The sequence below is a fragment of the Streptomyces sp. NPDC059874 genome, from assembly GCF_042731135.1.
In the GTDB taxonomy this organism is placed as follows: domain Bacteria; phylum Actinomycetota; class Actinomycetes; order Streptomycetales; family Streptomycetaceae; genus Streptomyces.
The window spans coordinates 1-17,891 of record NZ_JBHWJY010000020.1; the positions used below are offsets into that span (position 1 = coordinate 1).

The following is a 17,891-nucleotide window of genomic DNA, read 5'->3' on the forward strand; positions in this document are numbered from 1 at the left end:
CGTCAGGAACAAGATCAGCACGCACCCCGGACACCCTGCCGACCAAGATCGCCGAGCACAAGACCCGCGACTCAACTCATTCTGAAACGATCAGTTAGGGGGTCCGGGTGTGTCGGCGCGGCGAGGCGTGAGCCGAGGCGGAATCGCATCTCACCTGCGGCGAGGCGGACCTGCTCGGAGCGTGCCTCGTCTTCGAGGACCGCAAGAGGCATCATGACGGCCTTGCCTTCGTCCTCGGTCAGCAGCTTGAGGCGGGTCTCGGTCACGGCGTCGCCATGCCGGAACAACGCCGTGCCCGGCTGCCGGTCACATCACCCGCCTGCTCCGCTTCGCTTTGCTCCGCGTATGTGTGCAGCCCCGTCTCGGGCTGCCGACGTGCGACGATGCCGCGGAGGTCTGCGGGCCGATTGCGCTGCCTGGGATTCGGGCGCGCCGTGGAAGCAGGTCCACGGCCGCTTCCCGGTCGCCGGTGTTCGCGGGGGTGACCGCGACGGTCAGGAGCAGGCCGAGTGTGTCGGTGACGATGTGGCGTTTGCGGCCGGGCACCTTCTTCCCGCCGTCGTAGCCGCGTGAGGCGGCCGGGACCGTCGCTGCGGCCCGCACCGACTGCGCGTCGACGATCCCCGCCGAGGGCTCGGCCAGACGGCACTCACGCTCGCGGACCCGGCCACGGAGCCGGTCGTGGAACTCGGCGGTCAGCCCGTGCTCGCGCCACCTGCGGAAGAAGGCGTAGACCCGGCCCCAGGCGGGGAAGTCCACGGGCATCGCCCGCCAGGAGATCCCGCCCGCGACCAGGTAGCGTCCGTCATGTCCGACGGATGGCGGCGCGGCCGGTCCGGACGGTCGGTCGGTCGGTCGGTCGCATTCCCGTACACGTGCGCAAGTCAGTCACACGACCGGGTAGCCGAGTTGAAGTGGGCGGGCACGGACGCGTAGAACTGCGGCAACAGGGTCTCCTGGTACTGCTTGCCAACGACGTCACCCAGCTGATTCCGCTGCTTCAGGCGGTGCCGCCGGTGCGGGGCAAGCGCGGCTGGCCCCGGCACCGCCCGGATGTGGTGCCGGGCGACCGCGGCTACGACCATTACAAGTACACCGCCGCCTCGTCTGGGATCTCGGCGTGAAGCCGCTGATCGCCCGTCGGGGCACCGAGCATGGCTCCGGACTCGGCACCCAATGCTGCGTCGTGGAGCGAGCATTCGCCCACCTGCACTGGTTCCGCCGCCTGCGGATCCGTTGGGAGATACGCGACGACATCCACGAAGCCTTCCTCACCCTCGGATGCGCACTGATCTGCTGGCGACGCCTGAACTCCCGATAGGAGTTTCAAGACAGGCACGGCCTACATTGACAGCCCGGTGGCCGACCTCAGGCTGGCTTGCGCCACACGGAGATGTGCTTCGCGGAGTCCTGGGTGAACGGCGCCCCGTCCCAGTCCGCGACGCGACGTTCCAGCTCGAGCCCAGCGATCCGTGCCATCAGGTCGAGCTCTGCCGGCCAGGCGTACCGGTGCCGGGAGTTTTCGCGGCGGTAGCGGCCGTCGTCGCCGTCGCGGGTGAAGTGGTGCGAGACGAGAATCTGCTCGACCAGGTCGAAGGTGTCGAAGCCGAGATGCTGCTCGGAGACGTCGAACGGCACCGCGACCTGGCCGGGTGGCAGGAACCGCAGAGGCGGCACGCCCAGCTCGATGACGAATCGGCCGCCGGGCTGCAGATGTCGTGCGGCGTTGCGGAAGCACTCGACCTGCTCGTCCTGCGTGAGCAGGTTCGTGATGGTGTTGTAGACGAGATAGACCAGGGTGAACTCGCCGGGAACGACGGTGGTGGCCATGTCCCCGATGACTACAGGGAGCGTGTCCTCGTCGATCTTGCGTCGCAGCACCGCCGCCATGTGCTCGGACAGTTCGATGCCCACTACCGGCACGCCGCGTTCCCGGAGCGGGACTCCCACTCGTCCGGTTCCGATGGCGAACTCCAGTGCCCGGCCGTCTCCGGCGAGCTCGGCGAGGAAGGCGAGAGTCGGTCCGAGAACGGCAGCCGAGGACGCTTCGGTCTCCTCGGCGTCGTAGCGGTCGGCGGTCGCGCGGGTCCACAGTTCACTGCTCGTCACGGACGGCCACTTTGCCGGGTGCCGTGGGGCGCTGTCGACGCGTTTACGTTCTCCGCGGCGCAGCGTGCACCGCCACCGCCCACAACTCGTCGTCGCCTTCCCGCGGCTTCGGCCGAACCACCCCGCACCCTGGATCATCAGTCCCGGAGTGATCCAACCACCTTGGAGATCATTTCGTTAGGAGTTCTAAGTGCCTTGCCGAAGACGAGTACCAGGCGTAGCCGGCTGTTGAGGGCGCCGGGCCCGGCGGCCACGTGCCTTCGGCGATGGGCGTCGTGTGATGTGCACTGGGTTCGCGTCATCGGTTTTCAGCGCTGGGCTGGGGTGTGGCCGTATCGGGGTGTCGTATTGCTGGTGGAGGCTGTTGTCGTCTGATGGGTGGGGTGTTTGTCGCGCCTGTGGGTTGGTGTGGCGGAACGCTGGAGGGGTGCCGCCCTCGGGCGGGCGTTTCACCGCCCTGTCGGCCGCCGTGGCCTCCGGCGCCGCTTCTCGTACGCTTCCCGGATTCCGCCGGCCAGCCCGAGGAGCACCGCCGCCCCGACCGCGACTTCGGCTGCGGTGCGCAGGCCCCAGCCGTGGACGTCCCCGGCGGCCCGCGGGGAGACCTTGCCCTGCGGGTCGTGCACCACCGCCAGGGACTCGCCCTCCTTCGCGAGCCGCGAGGGCATGTCCAGGTGCTTCGGGCCGCCCGCGGGGCAGTCCAGGCGATGGTCGTACGAGGTCCGGGTCGTGGAGGTCCAGTGGCCGTCGGCGTCCATGGAGGATTCCGTCTCGGTGTGTTCGGTGACCTTCAACACGATGCAGCTGATCTCGACGCCCCGGTCCTCCAGCGTGCTGTGCCCCACGGAGGCGAGTGCCAGGATGGCGCCGAGACCGGCAGGGAGTGCGGACAGCGCGATGAGCGAGGCTCCGCGCCGCGAGGCGAGGGCGGCGTGCCAGCCGAGCAGAACCAGCGGGAGCAGCAGCCCGCCGAGGAAGAACCCCCAGGTGCCCACCGACCCGTACGCCGACTCCCAGGCCACCCCGAACGCCAGGGCCGCGGCAAGGGGCGGCGCGGCCAGCGCCACTGCGGTCCGCCAGAGCCCGCGTGCCCATCCCCCGTGCCAGCTCGCCATGCCCGCCCCCCGGTGGCTCGTCCTTGTGCGCTCCAGGTAACCGCGACGGCACGGGGCACGTAAAGAGCGCGGCTGCCCGGCCCGACTGAGGAGGGAGGCACGTGGTGCCGCTGAAACCGCCGGTTGAGCCGATGCCGGCGCGGGCCACCGAGGCGCGGCCAGGCCCGGGAGTGCCGGCGGGCGGCGCCGCCTTTTGAGCAGAAGTTCGACGGGCACCGCGCCCTGCTGTTCACCCCGACCGAGACAGGCGGGCGGGTGCTGCTCCGGATCCGGCGCGCTCCCTGATCCAGGACCGGTTTCCCGATTTGGTCGCGGTCGCCGTCGAGCAGCTCCCGGCCGGCCTGGTCCTGGACGGAGAGCTGCTCGTGTGGGACCCCGAGGCAGGCGCCCTGTCCTTCGAGGCGTTGCAGCGCAGGGCGGCCGCCCGCGCCCATAGCGCCGCCCTCGTGGCCCGCACGCCCGCCTACTTCGTCGCGTTCGACGTCTTGCAGATCGACGGCCAGGAGCTCCTCCAGGCGCGCCCTACAGGGAAGGGACCGCCGGGCACACATGGAGGCACTGTTCGCCGATTACGCCCTGACCGCCCCGCGGACGCTCTGCCAGATGACCACCGCCAGGACGCCGGCGCCTCCGAAGCCGAGCAGCAGGTCCCGGCCGCCGGGTGGCTGGCCTCCTCGTGGAGCTTACCGACATCGACCACATCGAATTCGACCTCTGATCCGAGCAGTTCCTCCCCGCCCGCACCGCACACAGGCAGCCTTCCTGTCGCCAAGATCGACGACTCGGCTCCGATCGCTGCGATTGGTCGTGGTAGATGCCACCGGATCGAAGGGCCTGACACCAACGGTTGATGTTCACCGCTCCGGGTAAGGCCGAGCGTCAGTGAGTCCTTTGGTCGGCTGGGTGGTCCCGAGGTGTGGGCCCGAACGCTGTGGACCGTTCGGGCGAATCGGTGGCATCGTCAGTGATCGTGACGAAGCATGGTTTCCTGGCGTTGGCGCCGCAATACACCACGACATCCGAGCTGCTCTCGACGTCGGCCCATCGGCGGGGGATGGACGTAGAAGTACTTCCCGCCCATGGCGGTGCGGGCGCTGCCATGGGGAGGCGTGGTGGCCACTACTATGGCGGCCCCGCTTTCGCGGCACGCGTCGTGGATGCCCTTGAGGTCGCACTCTTGGAGCCGTCTGACGACTGGCTGGCCACATTGCCCTACGAGTACACCGGACGGCGCATCGCCATGGCGACCCTGGCCGAGGCGCGTTGTCTGTCCCGACCGGCGTTCGTCAAGCCGCCGAGTGACAAGAGCTTCCCGGCCGCCGTGTACGCCGGCGGTGGTTGCCTCCCGACAGGGCCGGAGCTGTCACTGGACGTGCCAGTACAGATCAGCGACGTGGTGACCTGGGCGGCGGAGTTTCGCCTGTACCTCCTGGACGGCGAGGTCCGCACGGGTTCGCAGTACGCCACCTTCGGCCGTCTCGACGCCGAGCGGCTGGACGGGCACCGCTATGAAGACGCTGTCCTGGAGTTCGCGGATGATCTCCTGGCCACGTGCGGCGGTGGCCTGCCCAGCGCAGTGGTGGTGGACATCGGGCTCCTGGCCACACCTGAACACGGCGCCGCCGACCAGTGGGCGGTGGTCGAGGCGAACATGGCGTGGTTCAGTAACAGCTATGCCGCCGATCCTGATCGGGCCTTGGACGTCGTTCTGCGCTCAGCTGGTCCGCGGACACAGATGGCTGAGCGAGACCGCCGGTTCTGCCACATCGAGGACGCTCACCTCGCCGGCTGAAATGCCGGCGTGATCAGTGACGACAACCGTGCCGACCCGACGATTGGTCCCCCGTGCCGTGCCGATCCGGTGACAACCACTTCGCTCCACCTGAGCAGATCCCGCAGGTCAGTACCGATCTTGGTGACAGCTATCGCGCTTCGGCACGGTTTGTGAGCCGAAGCAAGGTAGTTGTCACTAGGCAGGCTGTTGTCACGGCAATGACGAGCCCCCTTGCCGGAGGCGGGCTGCTGGTTCGGACAGTTCGGAGTGGGCCTTCGGTCCTGGTGCTCTGTGATGATGCAAGGCGGCCCGTGCCGTGCGCGTAGCGATTCGGCACGGGCCGCCCGTTCGAACGAGCCGGAGGAGTTCCGCCCATGCACGATCCCGCATCGTTCACCGACGATGAGAACTGGTCCGGCGGGTTCTACGAACTGGCGATCGAGATCGGTGACAGGAGCGATGAGCTCCTCGAGCTCGGGCTCTCGGCTCTGTGGCGGGCCGCTGCCATCGACGGCTGTTATGGCAGACGCGATCGCGAGCCCGGCGAAGAGGATGAGGTTTCCTGCACCGTGTCCTCGCTGGCCGAGTTCGGTCATCTGCGGGGGACTGTCGCACTCCCGAGCGGCCGGCGGGTCGTCTGCGGCTGTCTGGCCATCCGCGAGGACGACGGCACGGACTGGCTCGCGTTCTACCTGCCCGTTGGCGCCCTCTCGCGTGTGGACACGAAGATCGGCGGGTTCCGTTCGGCCAGGACGGCGGAGCGGTATCCCTCGAATGGCGGCGCACGCTCGACAACTGGCTCGCCGCCATCGGGGCCGACATCTTCCAGGAGGTTCCGTTCCGGCTCGGACTGATCGGCTTCGAGCTCTCCGGCGAAACCTACGCGGAACAGCTCAACGGCCTCGCTCCTGACGAGCGCTGGGAGGGATACCTTCTACCGGTTGGTGGACGACTCAGGTTCGACCCCGCCAATCGATGACGCCGAATCCATCGTGTTGGCGGCACGTTTCCTGTCGGGCCGCCCGGGCGGGCCTTCGCCTGGACGGGGTGCTGGGGACGCAGACAGTGACAACAAGCCTGCAACTTCGGCGGCGGAAAAGGAACAGCGTGGCCATCGCCTCGAACGAGTCGTTCTCCGAAGCGCACATGTTCCGGCGAACCTGTGCGAGGTGGCGCCGAAGGTCGACAGGTTCGGCTGTTCTCAAGCCGTCTCGGATGGTTGGTCGGCCCGCCGAGCGACCCTGATGGCTTCGAGTTTGGCGCGGGCGAAATGGTCGCCCCACCTGCCTCGGCGTCCGCTCTCGCCCTACGCCGAATTGGCAGTCTTACATGCCGCTCGGGTGGGTGGAGAGCCAGTCGGGATGTGCTGCCTTGAGGGCTGTGACGCTGGCGCTGGGGGCGAATACATCTCCACCTCCGTCATACGGGTGGTATAGCCAGCGAAGGTCAAACGGTGCCAGCGTGACTCCCGCGATCACCTCATCGGCGACCAACCTCAGCAGAGGGTCCAGCGCCTGCCTGCTACGGGGGCGGACGCTGACGTATTCGTGCTCGTAGATGATGTCATCCGGGAAATCATCGTCGTGGACATGGCTACTCCAGCGCCTGGCATCTGGGTCGACCTGACGCAGTTGGGGCATGCGCGCGATGGGGTCGGCATCTTCGTTCCATTCCCGGGTGACCACATACAGCTCGGTGTCGTTCGGCCCCAACTCGTTCAACACGGTGTGATGACGATCAAGCATGATTGCGTACTCGCCGTCGCTTTCGGGGTACCGCTTTGACCCGGGGAGGCTATGGAAGCGCACCCACCGATCGGGGTGGACATGCCGCATCTGACGACCTTCCGGCAGAGCGGGCCATCGCTGCTCCCAAAGGGCCGACAGTGCATCCAGACCCAGGCCCTGCCGGGGTGACGTCTCGCTCATCGCTCCATGATCGGGCACCCGTACGATTCCGACAGCCGAATTGATCTCCGGATGGCAGCACCTCCCAGCGTGCCAATAGAGATCTGCATCGCAGATGGAACCGCAGTAGGTCGACCGACGCCGACGCCATGGTGCATTCGGCTCGGTCAAGCGACCCGGATCGACGTAGTCGGCGAGGTAGATCACGATGCCAACGGGGTCCATGCCGAGGGCCGCGGCGACGAGCTTGGGGTCGAGCGTGTTCACGAGGTCGGCCAGGCGGGTGCTCCTGAGAGTCCGTGGTCCGATGCCGCATGGGTCCAGGATGTGGCTGACATAGCCGGTGGATGCCGGTGCCCGGCCGGTCGTCGTGATGCGGGTGACGATCACGTGGGATTGTCGGTGTTCTGGTCCTCCCGGTGAGCCAGGCAGCGTTGAAGCAATGCCCAGCTGGCCGGGTCCAGACCCGCACACCGCAAGGTCGGCACCAAACCCCGGCGCAAGCGCGCAGGTCAGACGGCAAGCTCGGCTTGCCGTCTAACCTCGGCGCGAGATGAGTCGGGCAGTGGGAGTCGCTTCCCCCGCGCCACCAGACGGCGATGGTCCTGCTGGTTGCGCTGGTTTTCCTCCGCGCGGCGTCGGCCGGTTCGACCGGCGAGGCAGAAGGGTGAGGCCGCTTCGGCCAACCAGAGCCTGTCTCTTGGAAGCGCGGTGCGCATGGTGCTGCATGCCGGATCGAAATCCTGCGGCAGCAGCGCTCGCCCCGCAGCGGCTGATCGAGCGGGTCGTGGCCCTCGACGAGGCGGCAGCGCGGCTGCCTGGCTTCGACCGGGCCTCCCCCGCCGGGATGACGGTGATCGATCCGCTCCACGGCTGAATCCACCGCGGACGAGGCCGGGGCGACGGGCGTGGCGTCGGGATTTGTACGGGTTGGCGGGTGATGATGGCGCAGTGCAACTTGATCACGTGTCCTATGCGGTGGCCCGCGACAGCTTCGTCTCGACCGTCCAGTGGATCGGATCGGCCCTCGGCGCCGGGTTCGTCGACGGGGGCGTGCACCCGCGATTCGGCACCCGCAACTTCATTCTCCCGCTGAGCGGCGGCACCTACGTCGAGGTCGTCACCACACTCGACCACCCCGCCGCCGACCGCGCACCCTTCGGCCAGGCGGTCGCGCGCCGCGCCGCAGAGGGCGGCGGCTGGCTCGGTTGGGTGGTCTCCGTCGACGACATCGCCCCGGTCGAGGCCCGCCTCGGCCGGACCTCGGCCGAGGGCCACCGTGTCCGCCCCGACGGGTTCGACCTGAGGTGGAAGCAGATCGGCCTGCTGGAACTGCTGGAGGACCCGCAACTGCCCTACTTCCTTGAGTGGTTGGTCCCCATCGAGGAGCGCCCGAGCGCTGACCCGCGCACCTCCACCACCATCCACGGGGTCTCCATCGCCGGCGACGCCGCCTCCATCGCCGAGTTCCTCGGCGAACCGGCCGACCACCCCCTTGACCGGATCGACGTCACCTGGGTCGAGGATGAGGAACCGGGCCTGGTCTCTGTCGAGTTCGCCACCGCCCACGGCCCGGTCACGATCTGACCAGGGCCCGACTGCCCCGCGGGGGCAGCCGGCTGGGGTCTCCTGGCTAAAGGTGTTGCAGAGGGCTCAGCTTTGGGCAGAGACCGGGCCGCTGTTCGCTGCCGCCAAGGCGGCGCTCGGCACCGATGCGCGGGGCGGTGCCGAGGGCGCCCGCGCCTTGGCCGACCTCGGCCCGGCGGTCGCCCGCCTCACCCCGGCCCTGCGGACGGTGCTCGGCGGACGGCGGCGGCGTGGTCGCCGCCGCGCTCCACCCGATTGAGGGCGGCGAAGGGATCGCGCGCCACCTTACCGACCTCGCCGTCCGGGCGTCCGGCGGCCTGACGGTCCTGGAGCGCACGGTCAACGGCCGGGCCGGGCTGGTGATCGAGCACGAGGGCGTCACCGTGGCCGTGTACGCGTTCGATGTCGCGGACGAGCGGATCACGCACATCTGGGCAGTGCGCAACCCCGACAAACGCCGCCCGTGGACGGCGGGCTGACCGGCTGGACTTCGACAGGCGGCAACCACTGCACCATGGACGACACCAACCCCGTCGGAGCGAAATGCCTGGAGGACGCTGTCATCCCCGACGGCCACCAAGGCCCCCTCCTCGACCGCTGCCAACCCCGCGCGATGCGCGAACAGCGTCATCGCCCCCGCCCACCTGCCCATCTGGACCGCCGAGCGCGCCACGCTGCAAGACCTGCTCGCCACCGGCAGGCTCCCGCGCGCCCGAGAGCCCATCTCATCGAACAACTCCACCAGATCGACCTCGTCATCCGAAGGGACGGCCGATGACTACGACCACCGTGTCAGCCACTACCGGCAAAGCTCTCCGCGAGGCGATGGAGGGGCGCTTGACGGGACACCCCCGACGCACAGACGGCAAACCGACCAAGAAGGGCCACCAGCATCCTGGCCGAATGGGACGCCCGCACAGAAGCCAGCCCCGTAGCGGCACTCGCACGGCAGCGCGATCACGACCTCACCACGCTTCGGCAGCGACTCCACAAGAGCAACCGGACCGCCGCAGACTTCAGGAACAAGTCGACGCCGCCGCCAGCGTGATTGCCACTTTCCTGGCCGAGAACACCCAAGCTCCGCTCGACCAGGCGGTGTGACGGTCCGCCGTCATCGTGCCGATCAGCCGCACTATCGGAGGATCACCCCAGCACCCCCGGCCACGGCCTGCGCCCAATGCGTGACCCGGCGATGTCGCGCAGATAGACGTGCAGGCTGACCGGGTTCATCGAACGTCTGGGCTGACGCCGGGGGAAGAGCCACTGTGAGCTCCTGCTGCTGGCGGGAGGGGCAGGTGCTGGCGGGACCGCAGGTAGGCCCGCGTGGGGCACCGGCAGCGGGGGTCTCCCAGCCGGACGGTGACGGCGGTCTCGTCGTCGACGACGTCGTCGACGGTGAGGCGGACGACGCGGCTGACGGGGTGCGTATAGAGGAGACGAACCCGGCGGCGACCCGGGCCGATCCTGCACCGCTCGGCGCGTTGACTCCTACCCCTCCTCGTCACCGCCCTCGGCCGGCAGGTCATCCGCGATCCGTCAGCTCGTTCTCCAAGCCCCGGCCCCCGTCATCGCGAAGGCACTCGGCTATCACGGCTGGACCCCCCGGCGCCCTGCGCGCCTGACCTGGAAGCGGATCTTCGAGAAGTTGCAGGCCGAGGCCGATACGAAGGGCCCCGCCTGGCCAGCCGTGGGGCCCCTGATCTTGCCGGACACCCATTCCTTCCATGGCATCCCGACTACGCTTGCCATGATCACGGCCAAGATCGAACGAGGGGGGTACACCCATGCCGTACGAGACCGGCGCGAAGGTGAAGCTGACCAGGGATGTGCAGGTCACCGCAAACGACACGGCGGCCAGGATCGGCTTCCCCGGTCCGCTGTGCCTGGCCGAGGGATTGGAGGGCATCGTCACGGGCTCGGCAAAGGAGGCCGGCGGCGTGGCCCAGGACGGGCTCGCGGAATTCGAACGGCGAATCCGCGGCGTCCAGTTCGATGGCCACACAGCCAGCCTGATCGACAATCTCCGTCAGCAGATCATCCGGCACGGAGGGCTCGACACCGGAGTCGGCGCTCAGATCAGATACAGGGTGCGCTTCGAGAACGGGTTTGTTCTGGGCGGTCTTGAAGAAGGCTGGCTGACCGAAGCCTGAGTACCTGCCACCGCGCCCCCGCCGGCCGGCGGGGGCGTCGCGGTCCCTGTAGCCGGTTCTCACCAGCCTCGCCCGAAATGGCGGACGGGAGCCGGCCAAGAAGCCTCACCGGCCGCCGTGCCGGTGCGGTCCTCCTCAGCCCGGGTAGGTGATCGAGCCCAGCGGCGGGCAGGGGATGAGCATGGTGCCGGCGCCGGCGCCGGGGCGTTCGCCGAAAGCCCGGGCCTCGGCGGCCCGCAGGCGCTGGGAATCCAGCTCGTCGGCGTGCCAGGCCTCGCGCCTGGCACCGGCGTAGTCCCACGAGTCGTCGATGAGACTGAGGCTGGAATTGCCGGAGCTGTGCTGGAACTCCGACTTCAAGGCGGCCTGTTGGAGTGCGGTCTGGGTCGCCGCGAGGTCGATGCGGGTGATCAGGACGCCGAGGGTGTTCGGTTCGCGGGTCGGCATGGGGGCCTGGGGGAGCAGCGACACCCCGGTGTCGAGCCGGCCGATGTGGCCGACAAGCCGCTGTCTGGGCGTCCCGCGACATGAGCCCGTCTTCCAAGGACCGAACCGCTCCGGCGGATGATGCCAGCTCACCCCGGTCCGCACGCGGTGCAGAATCCCGTCGATCACCTGCCGGTGGTCACGCCACCGCCCGCACCGACCATTGCTCACCGGCAGGACCGGCCGTGGCCGATCCCAGTCGGCATCCGACAACGCACCTCGCCGATCCCCACCCATACCCAGCAGAACAACGACCCGATGAGCAGGCAGTCACATGATCGACCGGACAGCTCCTAGGCGACCAGGAGCCAGGAGAGACGGGATCGTGTGGTGGTCCGCACCACTCGCCACGACGGCCGCGCCTGTCACCACCAGACCCCTGGTCAACATCGCCTGCCTCCCACCTACCGGTATTCGCAGAGGTAGGCGGTTTCGAGGGAGACCTTCAGCTGGAACTTGCTGTTGCCCGGGACCTTGAAATGACTGCCGGTGGAGAAGGTCTCCCAATCGGCGGCGTTGGGGAGCTTGACGGTCAGGGCGCCGCTGACCACGTGCATGATCTCCGGGGCGGCCGTGCCGAATTCGTACTCGCCGGGAGCCATGACACCGATGGTTGCCGGCCCCTGCTCCTGGGTGAAGGCGATCGACTTGACCGTGCCGTCGAAGTATTCGTTGACCTTGAACATGTGTGTTGCGTCCTCTTGGGGAACGAGCGGAAACGGATGGCCGGCTCGTCGCGCCTTGATTGCCGGCGAGGGGAAGGCTACCGGTATCCACTTCACTCTCTCGTCCTCGAGGGCAGGTGTATCCGGCAGCCGACGGGGACGCGGCCCTGGTCGCAGCGTGCCGGTGGTCTTCTGGCGCTGCAATCCGTCGCACGGAGTGCGAGCGCGGACAGCAAGACGGCGGCAGTGGGGCGAGACGCTTGGTGGTGGCGCGTTCATTCCCCCACCCGCGCTACACCGGTGGCCGGTCAGAGGTGCATCAGGACCTGGCAGGAATACCGCGCCGAGGAGCCGCTGCCGAGGACCGTCACCAGATAGGCAGGTGGCGGCATCCGGGGCGCGGACCCGGGCTTGGAGGGGCGCGAGGGTGGCGGGCGGGGGTGGTCGAGGCGGCCTGCCGGCTGTCCGCAACCGTGGCGCGATATGGCGCGTCTTCGGCCATGTACGCGGCATGGCGAAGCGAACAAAGGGGGGACCTGCCGTGAAGAGGAGCAGGAGCAGGAGCAGGAGCTGGGCGAGACGGGGCGTGTCGCTGATTGGCGCCCTCGCCGTGGCATCGGCCGCGGTGGGGTGTCAGGACACGGGGGATGGCGGCAAGGACTCGGGAGCGACACCTCCCAAGCCGTCCGCTTCGTCGAAGGCGCCCGGCGGCTCGGACACCAGTGACGGAAAGGAATCGGCCAAGCCGTCGCCGGATGCTTCGAAAGAGCCGGGCGGCGGCTCGGCGCGTGCGCTGACCTGCGATCAGTTGCGAAACGCCCAGCTGCAGAACTCGACGCTGCGCCTGCCCGACGGCCCTGCGGGGACGATCGCCCTCAGGGATGGCCGGTGGGAGGGGGACGGCGTGCTGATCGAGCTGCAGCCACAGTGCGGCATCGGGGACATGACAGGCGACCCGGCGGCGGATGCCGTAGGAGCGATCAAGGTCACCACCGGGGGTACGGGCAAGTTCTACGGTCTCGTCACATGGCGCAACGATGCCGGGACTCCGGTACCGGCCGCCGCGGCCTCACTCGGCGACCGTACGCCCGTGGTGTCGATCTCCGTCTCGTCGACGCCTCGGAGGCAGGCAACCGTCGTGTACCTCACCCGCGGTGATTCAGATCCGGCGGCCGTGGTGACGATCAAGCGCACCGCCGTGTACCAGGTGACGGAGCCCACGATGGTCGAACTCCACCACAGAGACCTCCCGTACACCTCCTGAGCTTGAATCTGTCGGGATCTAGGGTCCCCGTCCACCATCGACGTTGAGTTCTATCAGGGGGCCTCCGCCCTCGGCTGCTGACGGGGGCGGGGAAGCGGGTGGGCTGAGCGACGGGCCCTTCGAAGCGGAAGCCTGGAACGCCAGGTTTGACGCCTCCACCCCGTCGAGACGATCTGGGAATTCCACACCGGGCTGTTGCACTCCACCTCGATGACTCCTGGGACGGTGTCATGCTGTTCCACTACGACACCGCTCCCGTAGCCGCGTACCTGCCACTGCTCAGCGGCCGCCGGACCCCACCCTCAGCAACGGGGGCTCGCAGCACTTCCGCAGCCCGGATGGCATGACCCACCTGAACACCGGTACACCGCCACGGACAACGGGTTGCCTGCGTACGGCAGGGCGAGTCAGCGGGTGCGGGCCGCCGTGTTGTGCGGCAACCAACCCACCAAGGAGCTTCACGAAGCCGGGTACTGCGGCGGCACGCGGCCGGGGTGTGCGTCCCCGGCGTGACGGGTAAGGAGGCGTCAGTACGGCGGTGGGAGGGGGAAACCGGCGTGGATCCCGTCACTGTGATCGCCAGCATGGCCGGGCGGCTCGCAGGCCAGATGCTGTTGACCAAGCTCAAGGAGTGGCGGCGACCGGAGGTCGCCGAACTTCGCAAGATCACCGAAGGGGTGCTGCACGAGGTCCTCACGGAGCTCCTGATCGGAGAAGGAGCGGAGTCCGGCGAGCGGATCGATCTCGTGGACCGGGCCCAACACGTGGAATCGGCGCTGAGCCCCGTTCTCGCGCGCAAGGACGTGGCCGAGCGCCTGCTCGACGCTGCACTGGCCGGCACGGCTCCGGAGTTGGGCGACTTGGCAGCTCTCCTCCAGGACCAGGGCACGGACCTCCGCTCGCTCGGATTCGATCTGGACGACTTCCTCCGTGACGTCACGGCCCGGCTGCGCACGCAGGTGATGGCTGCGGTGAAGCGCTCCAGCAGCGCTCTTTTCCACTACGTGGTGATCGGAACGCTCGAGAGCCGGCTGCCGCAAGTGTCGGCCGGGGACCGGGTGATCGGGCTGGCACTGCCTCCCCCGCGGCATTTCGTCGGCCGGGACGCCGACGGCGCCCACCTGCGCGCGCGCCTGATCCCACCGTCCGACGGGGACACCCCACGACTTCAAGTGGTGACGGCCGTTCAGGGCCTGCCCGGCGTGGGCAAGAGCACCATGGCGGCCCACCTGGCCCACGACGAGGAGATGGGCCGGGCCTTCCCGCACGGCATCCTTTGGGCCAACCTCGGGTTGGGGGCGAAGGAGCAGACCCGCGCCGAACTCGCCCGATGGGTGCGGGCGCTGGACCAGGAGCCGGATCCGGCCTGGCCCGCCGCCTACCTCTCGTCCCGGTTGTCCGCGGTGCTGCGCCATCGCCGCATGCTGCTGATCGTCGACGACGTCTTCGCAGCGGCCGAGGCCGCCCCGTTTCTGGTGGGCGGCCGGCACTGTGCCCACGTGGTGACCACGCGCCAGCCGGCCGTGGCCGCTGCCGTGGCTTCGGGACGGCACCAGGTGTACCCCCTGAAGGTGCTGACCTCGCAGGCCTCCTTCACTCTGATCGAGCTACAGGCTCCGGAGGTCGCCGCCGCCCATCCCGAGGCCGTGCGCGCACTCGTCGAACGGCTCGACGGGCTGCCGCTGGCACTCAACGTCGCCGCCACCCTCCTCGCGGCCCACCTCGAGTCAGGGCTGTCCGTCCAGTCGCTCATCGCCGCCCTCGGGCGAGACGCCCAGCTGCTGTCAGAGGCCCCGCCACCGGACCTGGCCGGCCTGGTCGACGACACCAGCCCCACCGTGGCCGCCGTCTTTTCCCGCAGCGTGTCCGTCCTCGATCCCGTGAGTCGGCTGCGCTTCGCCTACCTCGGCTCCTTCGACGGCAAACCCCGCATCTTCACCCTGGACCAGGCGGCCCGCGAATGGGCCGCCATTCCGGCGCCGGACATCGGCGCCGACAAGCCTCGGCCCGAGGAGACGGTGCGCACGCTGGTTGCGCGCGGGCTCCTGGAGACGGTGGGTCCCGAGACCTACCGGCTGCACGCAGTCCTGGCGCTCTACGCGCGCTGGCTGCTGGGGAACCTCGGAAACCTCTGAGCTGGAGGCCCTGTGAGCTTCGACCACGTGTACAACAGCAGGATCACCCAGGCCGAGGTGCGGGTCGAGGAGTTCGTCGAGCTGTCGCAGTCGCTCGTCGGGGAGGACAGGCAGGACACGGCGAGGCTGGACGAACTGGTACTGCCGCGGCTGCTCCAGGCGTATCCCTGGATCATCGAGAACGCCGCGACCGATGACCGGGCCGCCCGGCTCTGCATCCTGTTGGCCGTCGGACCACCCCTGGTGGTCTGGACCGTACGGCAGTCCCCCGAGCACCGGCTGGAGTTGCTCGACACCGCCCTGCAGGCCGCGAACCGGCTCGGCGCCGGGAGCTTCGTCCCGGTGTTGGAAGGCTCGCTCGGCGATGCCCACTGCGACCGCGAGGACTACGTTCGGGCCGTCGCGCACTTCGAGTTCTCGCTGGCACTCAGCGAGGACGACACCACGGCCCGTGCACAGAACTTCGCGGGGCTCGGTCTGGCCTACGCGATGATCGGACACGAGAGCGACGCGCGCCCGCTGCTGGCCCGGGCGCTGGAGTTGTGTGCGGAGACGGCCGACAAGCCCGGACAGACGACCACCCTGCTCTACAGCTGCCGGGCCCATCTGCTGTGGGGCGAGGTGGACGAGGCCGTTGAGGCCCTGGAGCGATGCCTGCGCATGGCTTCTGTCTCCGCCGTACGGGACAAGGTCGCATTCCGGGCCGGGCTGGAGGCTCTGTGCCGGGCCGGCAGGGGCAAGGACGCCGTGGATGTCGCCGCCACCCGGCTCCGGGCCGCGCAGATGGACGGCCGCGACGCCGAGCTGGCCGGGGCCCTGGTCGAGCGGGCCGGCGTGCAGGCCCTGCTCGACGACGTGTCGGCAGCAGGGGCCGACCTCGACCGGGCCAGGCTGCTGGCGGAGGTCTGCGGCGACACGGCCGTTCTGCACGACGTCCTGGCCCTGCTCGGCCGGGTGCGCAGTGCTGCGGAGCGGCACGAGGAGGCGCTGCGGATCCTGCGGGCACGGCTGGAGATCGCGGCCGGCTGGGGAGCGCGCCGGCGCTGGCAGGCGCTGACCGACGTGGCCGTGGCAGCGACTGCGGCCGGGGACACGGCGACCGCCCTGGAATACCACCGCCGCGCCCTCGAGCTGGCCGAGGCGGACAAGCACCAGGTGGCGGTGGTCGGGGAGAAACGCTTCGAGGCGCACCCCATGCTCGCGGGGGCCGGACCGGTCCTCCTGTACCGCTCCCTTCACGACGACTACGCCCTCCGGCAGTCCCGGGCGGCGCTCGCCGAGCTGGAGGTCCGCTCGGGCGGGGGCGCGGACGCCCGGGCATGGGGGCGCTTCGAGGAGATCGTGGACTCCTGCCTCGGGGGCGGCTTCTTCGGCGGCTCACGCAGCCCGCGGCATCACGAGCAGCTGCTGGACCTCGCCGGTACGGCGGCCTTCGACCTCGGGTGCTTCGAGCGGACCCGGGAGTACCAAGGTCGGCGGGCGGAATCGCTACGGGAACGAGACGACCGCAGGGGCCTCGCCCACGCCTTGGGCGAATGTGCCGACGCGCACCAGCGGGAGGGCGATCACGGAACGGCCGGCCGGCTGTACGAGGAGGTCGCCGCCCTGGACCGGGCCATCGGCGACCACGCCGACGAGGTGCGCGCACTCGGCAACGCCGCCTCCTGCGCGGCCGAACTCGGGGACGGGAAGAGGGCGCTGGAGCTGATCCGGAGCGCGGCGGATCTGGCGGCCTGTCACGACTACCGCGTCTCCCGGCTGATCACCCTGGTCAACAGGGGAACGATGTCGTTCCCCGACGCACCGAAGGAAGGCATCGACGCCTGGGTCTCCGCCGAGGCACTGGCGGTCGAACTGGAAGACGCCGACGCGCTGGCCGCCGTACGCGACCGGCTGTCCGAGCTGGACCCGACTCCGGTGCCGGAGGTCCGCGGGTCGTGCCTGCACTTCAATGCCGAAGGATGCCGGCTCGCCGAGGAAGGGCGGCTGGAGGAGGCGCTGGAGAACCTGACGGCGGCGGTGTACTGGTCCGCGTTCTGCCGCGGCGACGCCGCCCTGCGTACAGGGTGCCTCCTCAACCGGGGCCGAGTGGCGCGCCGGCACGATCCGGTGCTCGCCGCGGTGTCGTTCGCCGACGCGGCCACCCATGCCGCCGTCCACGACCAGTCGGAATCGCTCGTCGACGCCCTCCGGTCGCTGGGGACCGTACTCGGCCACGACATCGGCGATCAGGCCGCCGCCGTGTCGGTGCTGCGCCGGCTGCACGCGCGACACACTCCGTACGACTCCCTGGACGGGCTGCGCGGCCTGATCGAACTGTGCGGCTTCGAACTCGACTCCGGAACCGTCGGCGACACGGTCCTGGAGGAACATCTGGAAGAGGCCCTGAACGCCGCCCTGTTGACCCGCCTCCCCGAGGAGGAGGCGGTGGTCCTGTCCTACCGAGGGACCCTGCACGAGCGGCACGGCCGCCTGGGCGAGGCCGAGGCCCACTACCGCCGCGCGCTGCACCTGCGGTCTCACCACGGGCTCGGGGAACTGGAGGAGGCGCAGAAACGCGTGGACCGGGTGGCGCGACGACAGCGTGCGGGCTGAGCGGCGGGCTCGGGCGGGTGGATCCGATGCGGTCGTCTCGCCGCGCCAGTAGGGATTGGCCAGGTTCAGACGCTGGTGGCGTGTCCGGTGATCGGCTGTACCGT

Annotated in this window: 17 protein-coding genes and 2 pseudogenes; 11 read left to right on the forward strand and 8 right to left on the reverse strand. The window is 69.4% G+C overall.

Translation table 11 applies throughout. The annotated features are described in order from the left end of the window. Nucleotides 1–71: 71 nt before the first annotated feature. Both ACFV9H_RS14105 and ACFV9H_RS14110 read right to left on the reverse strand, forming a co-directional pair. Nucleotides 72–266, reverse strand: coding sequence for a hypothetical protein (locus tag ACFV9H_RS14105; RefSeq protein WP_385397442.1), 195 nt, complete (start codon nucleotides 264–266; stop codon nucleotides 72–74). A gap of 40 nt (nucleotides 267–306) precedes the next feature. Then, the gene (locus ACFV9H_RS14110) at nucleotides 307–765 is read right to left on the reverse strand and encodes a transposase (protein ID WP_385397444.1); all 459 of its coding nucleotides are present in this window, start codon (nucleotides 763–765) and stop codon (nucleotides 307–309) included. A 206-nt stretch (nucleotides 766–971) separates the two neighbouring features. Between ACFV9H_RS14110 and ACFV9H_RS14115 the strand changes: the two are divergent. Further along, a pseudogene (locus ACFV9H_RS14115) lies at nucleotides 972–1,321 on the forward strand (transposase); the annotation flags it as partial. Nucleotides 1,322–1,368: 47 nt separating this feature from the next. Here the strand turns inward: ACFV9H_RS14115 and ACFV9H_RS14120 are convergent. Together ACFV9H_RS14120 and ACFV9H_RS14125 are read right to left on the reverse strand one after the other, a co-directional pair. Then, on the reverse strand, nucleotides 1,369–2,109 hold the full coding sequence (locus ACFV9H_RS14120; protein ID WP_385397446.1) for a class I SAM-dependent DNA methyltransferase: 741 nt from the start codon (nucleotides 2,107–2,109) through the stop codon (nucleotides 1,369–1,371). A gap of 449 nt (nucleotides 2,110–2,558) precedes the next feature. Then, nucleotides 2,559–3,224 carry a hypothetical protein gene (locus ACFV9H_RS14125; RefSeq protein WP_385397448.1) on the reverse strand — a complete coding sequence of 222 codons (666 nt, stop codon included), beginning with the start codon at nucleotides 3,222–3,224 and terminating at the stop codon, nucleotides 2,559–2,561. A 305-nt stretch (nucleotides 3,225–3,529) separates the two neighbouring features. Here ACFV9H_RS14125 and ACFV9H_RS14130 point away from each other — a divergent pair, with 305 nt between their 5' ends. The 3 genes from ACFV9H_RS14130 (at nucleotide 3,530) to ACFV9H_RS14140 (ending at nucleotide 5,852) form a co-directional block, all read left to right on the forward strand. Continuing rightward, nucleotides 3,530–4,075, forward strand: coding sequence for a hypothetical protein (locus tag ACFV9H_RS14130; protein WP_385397450.1), 546 nt, complete (start codon nucleotides 3,530–3,532; stop codon nucleotides 4,073–4,075). 116 nt (nucleotides 4,076–4,191) lie between these two features. Further along, nucleotides 4,192–5,016, forward strand: coding sequence for an ATP-grasp domain-containing protein (locus ACFV9H_RS14135; protein WP_385397657.1), 825 nt, complete (start codon nucleotides 4,192–4,194; stop codon nucleotides 5,014–5,016). A 356-nt stretch (nucleotides 5,017–5,372) separates the two neighbouring features. After that, nucleotides 5,373–5,852, forward strand: a complete 480-nt coding sequence (locus ACFV9H_RS14140) for a hypothetical protein (protein ID WP_385397452.1) — start codon at nucleotides 5,373–5,375, stop codon at nucleotides 5,850–5,852. Nucleotides 5,853–6,323: 471 nt separating this feature from the next. On the opposite strand, the gene ACFV9H_RS14145 is transcribed toward ACFV9H_RS14140, so the two are convergent. Beyond that, complete coding sequence (locus tag ACFV9H_RS14145; RefSeq protein ID WP_385397454.1) at nucleotides 6,324–7,295, reverse strand: hypothetical protein; 972 nt, start codon at nucleotides 7,293–7,295, stop codon at nucleotides 6,324–6,326. Nucleotides 7,296–7,632: 337 nt separating this feature from the next. Between ACFV9H_RS14145 and ACFV9H_RS14150 the strand changes: the two genes are divergently transcribed. The 4 genes from ACFV9H_RS14150 (at nucleotide 7,633) to ACFV9H_RS14165 (ending at nucleotide 10,642) form a co-directional block, all read left to right on the forward strand. Further along, nucleotides 7,633–7,782, forward strand: coding sequence for a hypothetical protein (locus tag ACFV9H_RS14150; protein WP_385397456.1), 150 nt, complete (start codon nucleotides 7,633–7,635; stop codon nucleotides 7,780–7,782). A gap of 74 nt (nucleotides 7,783–7,856) precedes the next feature. Next, nucleotides 7,857–8,492, forward strand: coding sequence for a VOC family protein (locus tag ACFV9H_RS14155; RefSeq protein WP_385397458.1), 636 nt, complete (start codon nucleotides 7,857–7,859; stop codon nucleotides 8,490–8,492). A 230-nt stretch (nucleotides 8,493–8,722) separates the two neighbouring features. Continuing rightward, entirely contained in the window at nucleotides 8,723–8,971 is a 249-nt protein-coding gene (locus ACFV9H_RS14160) for a hypothetical protein (protein ID WP_385397460.1), read from the forward strand. Nucleotides 8,972–10,276: 1,305 nt separating this feature from the next. After that, a complete protein-coding gene (locus tag ACFV9H_RS14165; RefSeq protein ID WP_385397462.1) occupies nucleotides 10,277–10,642 on the forward strand; it encodes a hypothetical protein in 366 nt (121 codons plus the stop codon). Nucleotides 10,643–10,777: 135 nt separating this feature from the next. On the opposite strand, the gene ACFV9H_RS14170 is transcribed toward ACFV9H_RS14165, so the two are convergent. The 3 genes and pseudogenes from ACFV9H_RS14170 to ACFV9H_RS14180 all read right to left on the reverse strand — a co-directional run bounded on the left by ACFV9H_RS14170 (nucleotide 10,778) and on the right by ACFV9H_RS14180 (nucleotide 11,814). Next, complete coding sequence (locus ACFV9H_RS14170; protein ID WP_385397667.1) at nucleotides 10,778–11,089, reverse strand: hypothetical protein; 312 nt, start codon at nucleotides 11,087–11,089, stop codon at nucleotides 10,778–10,780. Nucleotides 11,090–11,185: 96 nt separating this feature from the next. Further along, a pseudogene (locus ACFV9H_RS14175) lies at nucleotides 11,186–11,365 on the reverse strand (transposase); the annotation flags it as partial. Between the two features lie 167 nt (nucleotides 11,366–11,532). After that, a complete protein-coding gene (locus tag ACFV9H_RS14180) occupies nucleotides 11,533–11,814 on the reverse strand; it encodes a pyrimidine/purine nucleoside phosphorylase (protein WP_385397464.1) in 282 nt (93 codons plus the stop codon). 589 nt (nucleotides 11,815–12,403) lie between these two features. On the opposite strand from ACFV9H_RS14180, the gene ACFV9H_RS14185 reads away from it, so the two are divergent. The 3 genes from ACFV9H_RS14185 to ACFV9H_RS14195 all read left to right on the forward strand — a co-directional run bounded on the left by ACFV9H_RS14185 (nucleotide 12,404) and on the right by ACFV9H_RS14195 (nucleotide 17,787). Continuing rightward, nucleotides 12,404–13,057 (forward strand): hypothetical protein, encoded by a 654-nt coding sequence (locus tag ACFV9H_RS14185; protein ID WP_385397466.1) that lies wholly within the window; start codon nucleotides 12,404–12,406, stop codon nucleotides 13,055–13,057. 557 nt (nucleotides 13,058–13,614) lie between these two features. Next, on the forward strand, nucleotides 13,615–15,192 hold the full coding sequence (locus ACFV9H_RS14190; RefSeq protein WP_385397468.1) for an NB-ARC domain-containing protein: 1,578 nt from the start codon (nucleotides 13,615–13,617) through the stop codon (nucleotides 15,190–15,192). A gap of 12 nt (nucleotides 15,193–15,204) precedes the next feature. Beyond that, a complete protein-coding gene (locus ACFV9H_RS14195) occupies nucleotides 15,205–17,787 on the forward strand; it encodes a hypothetical protein (protein ID WP_385397470.1) in 2,583 nt (860 codons plus the stop codon). Nucleotides 17,788–17,891 lie beyond the last annotated feature (104 nt).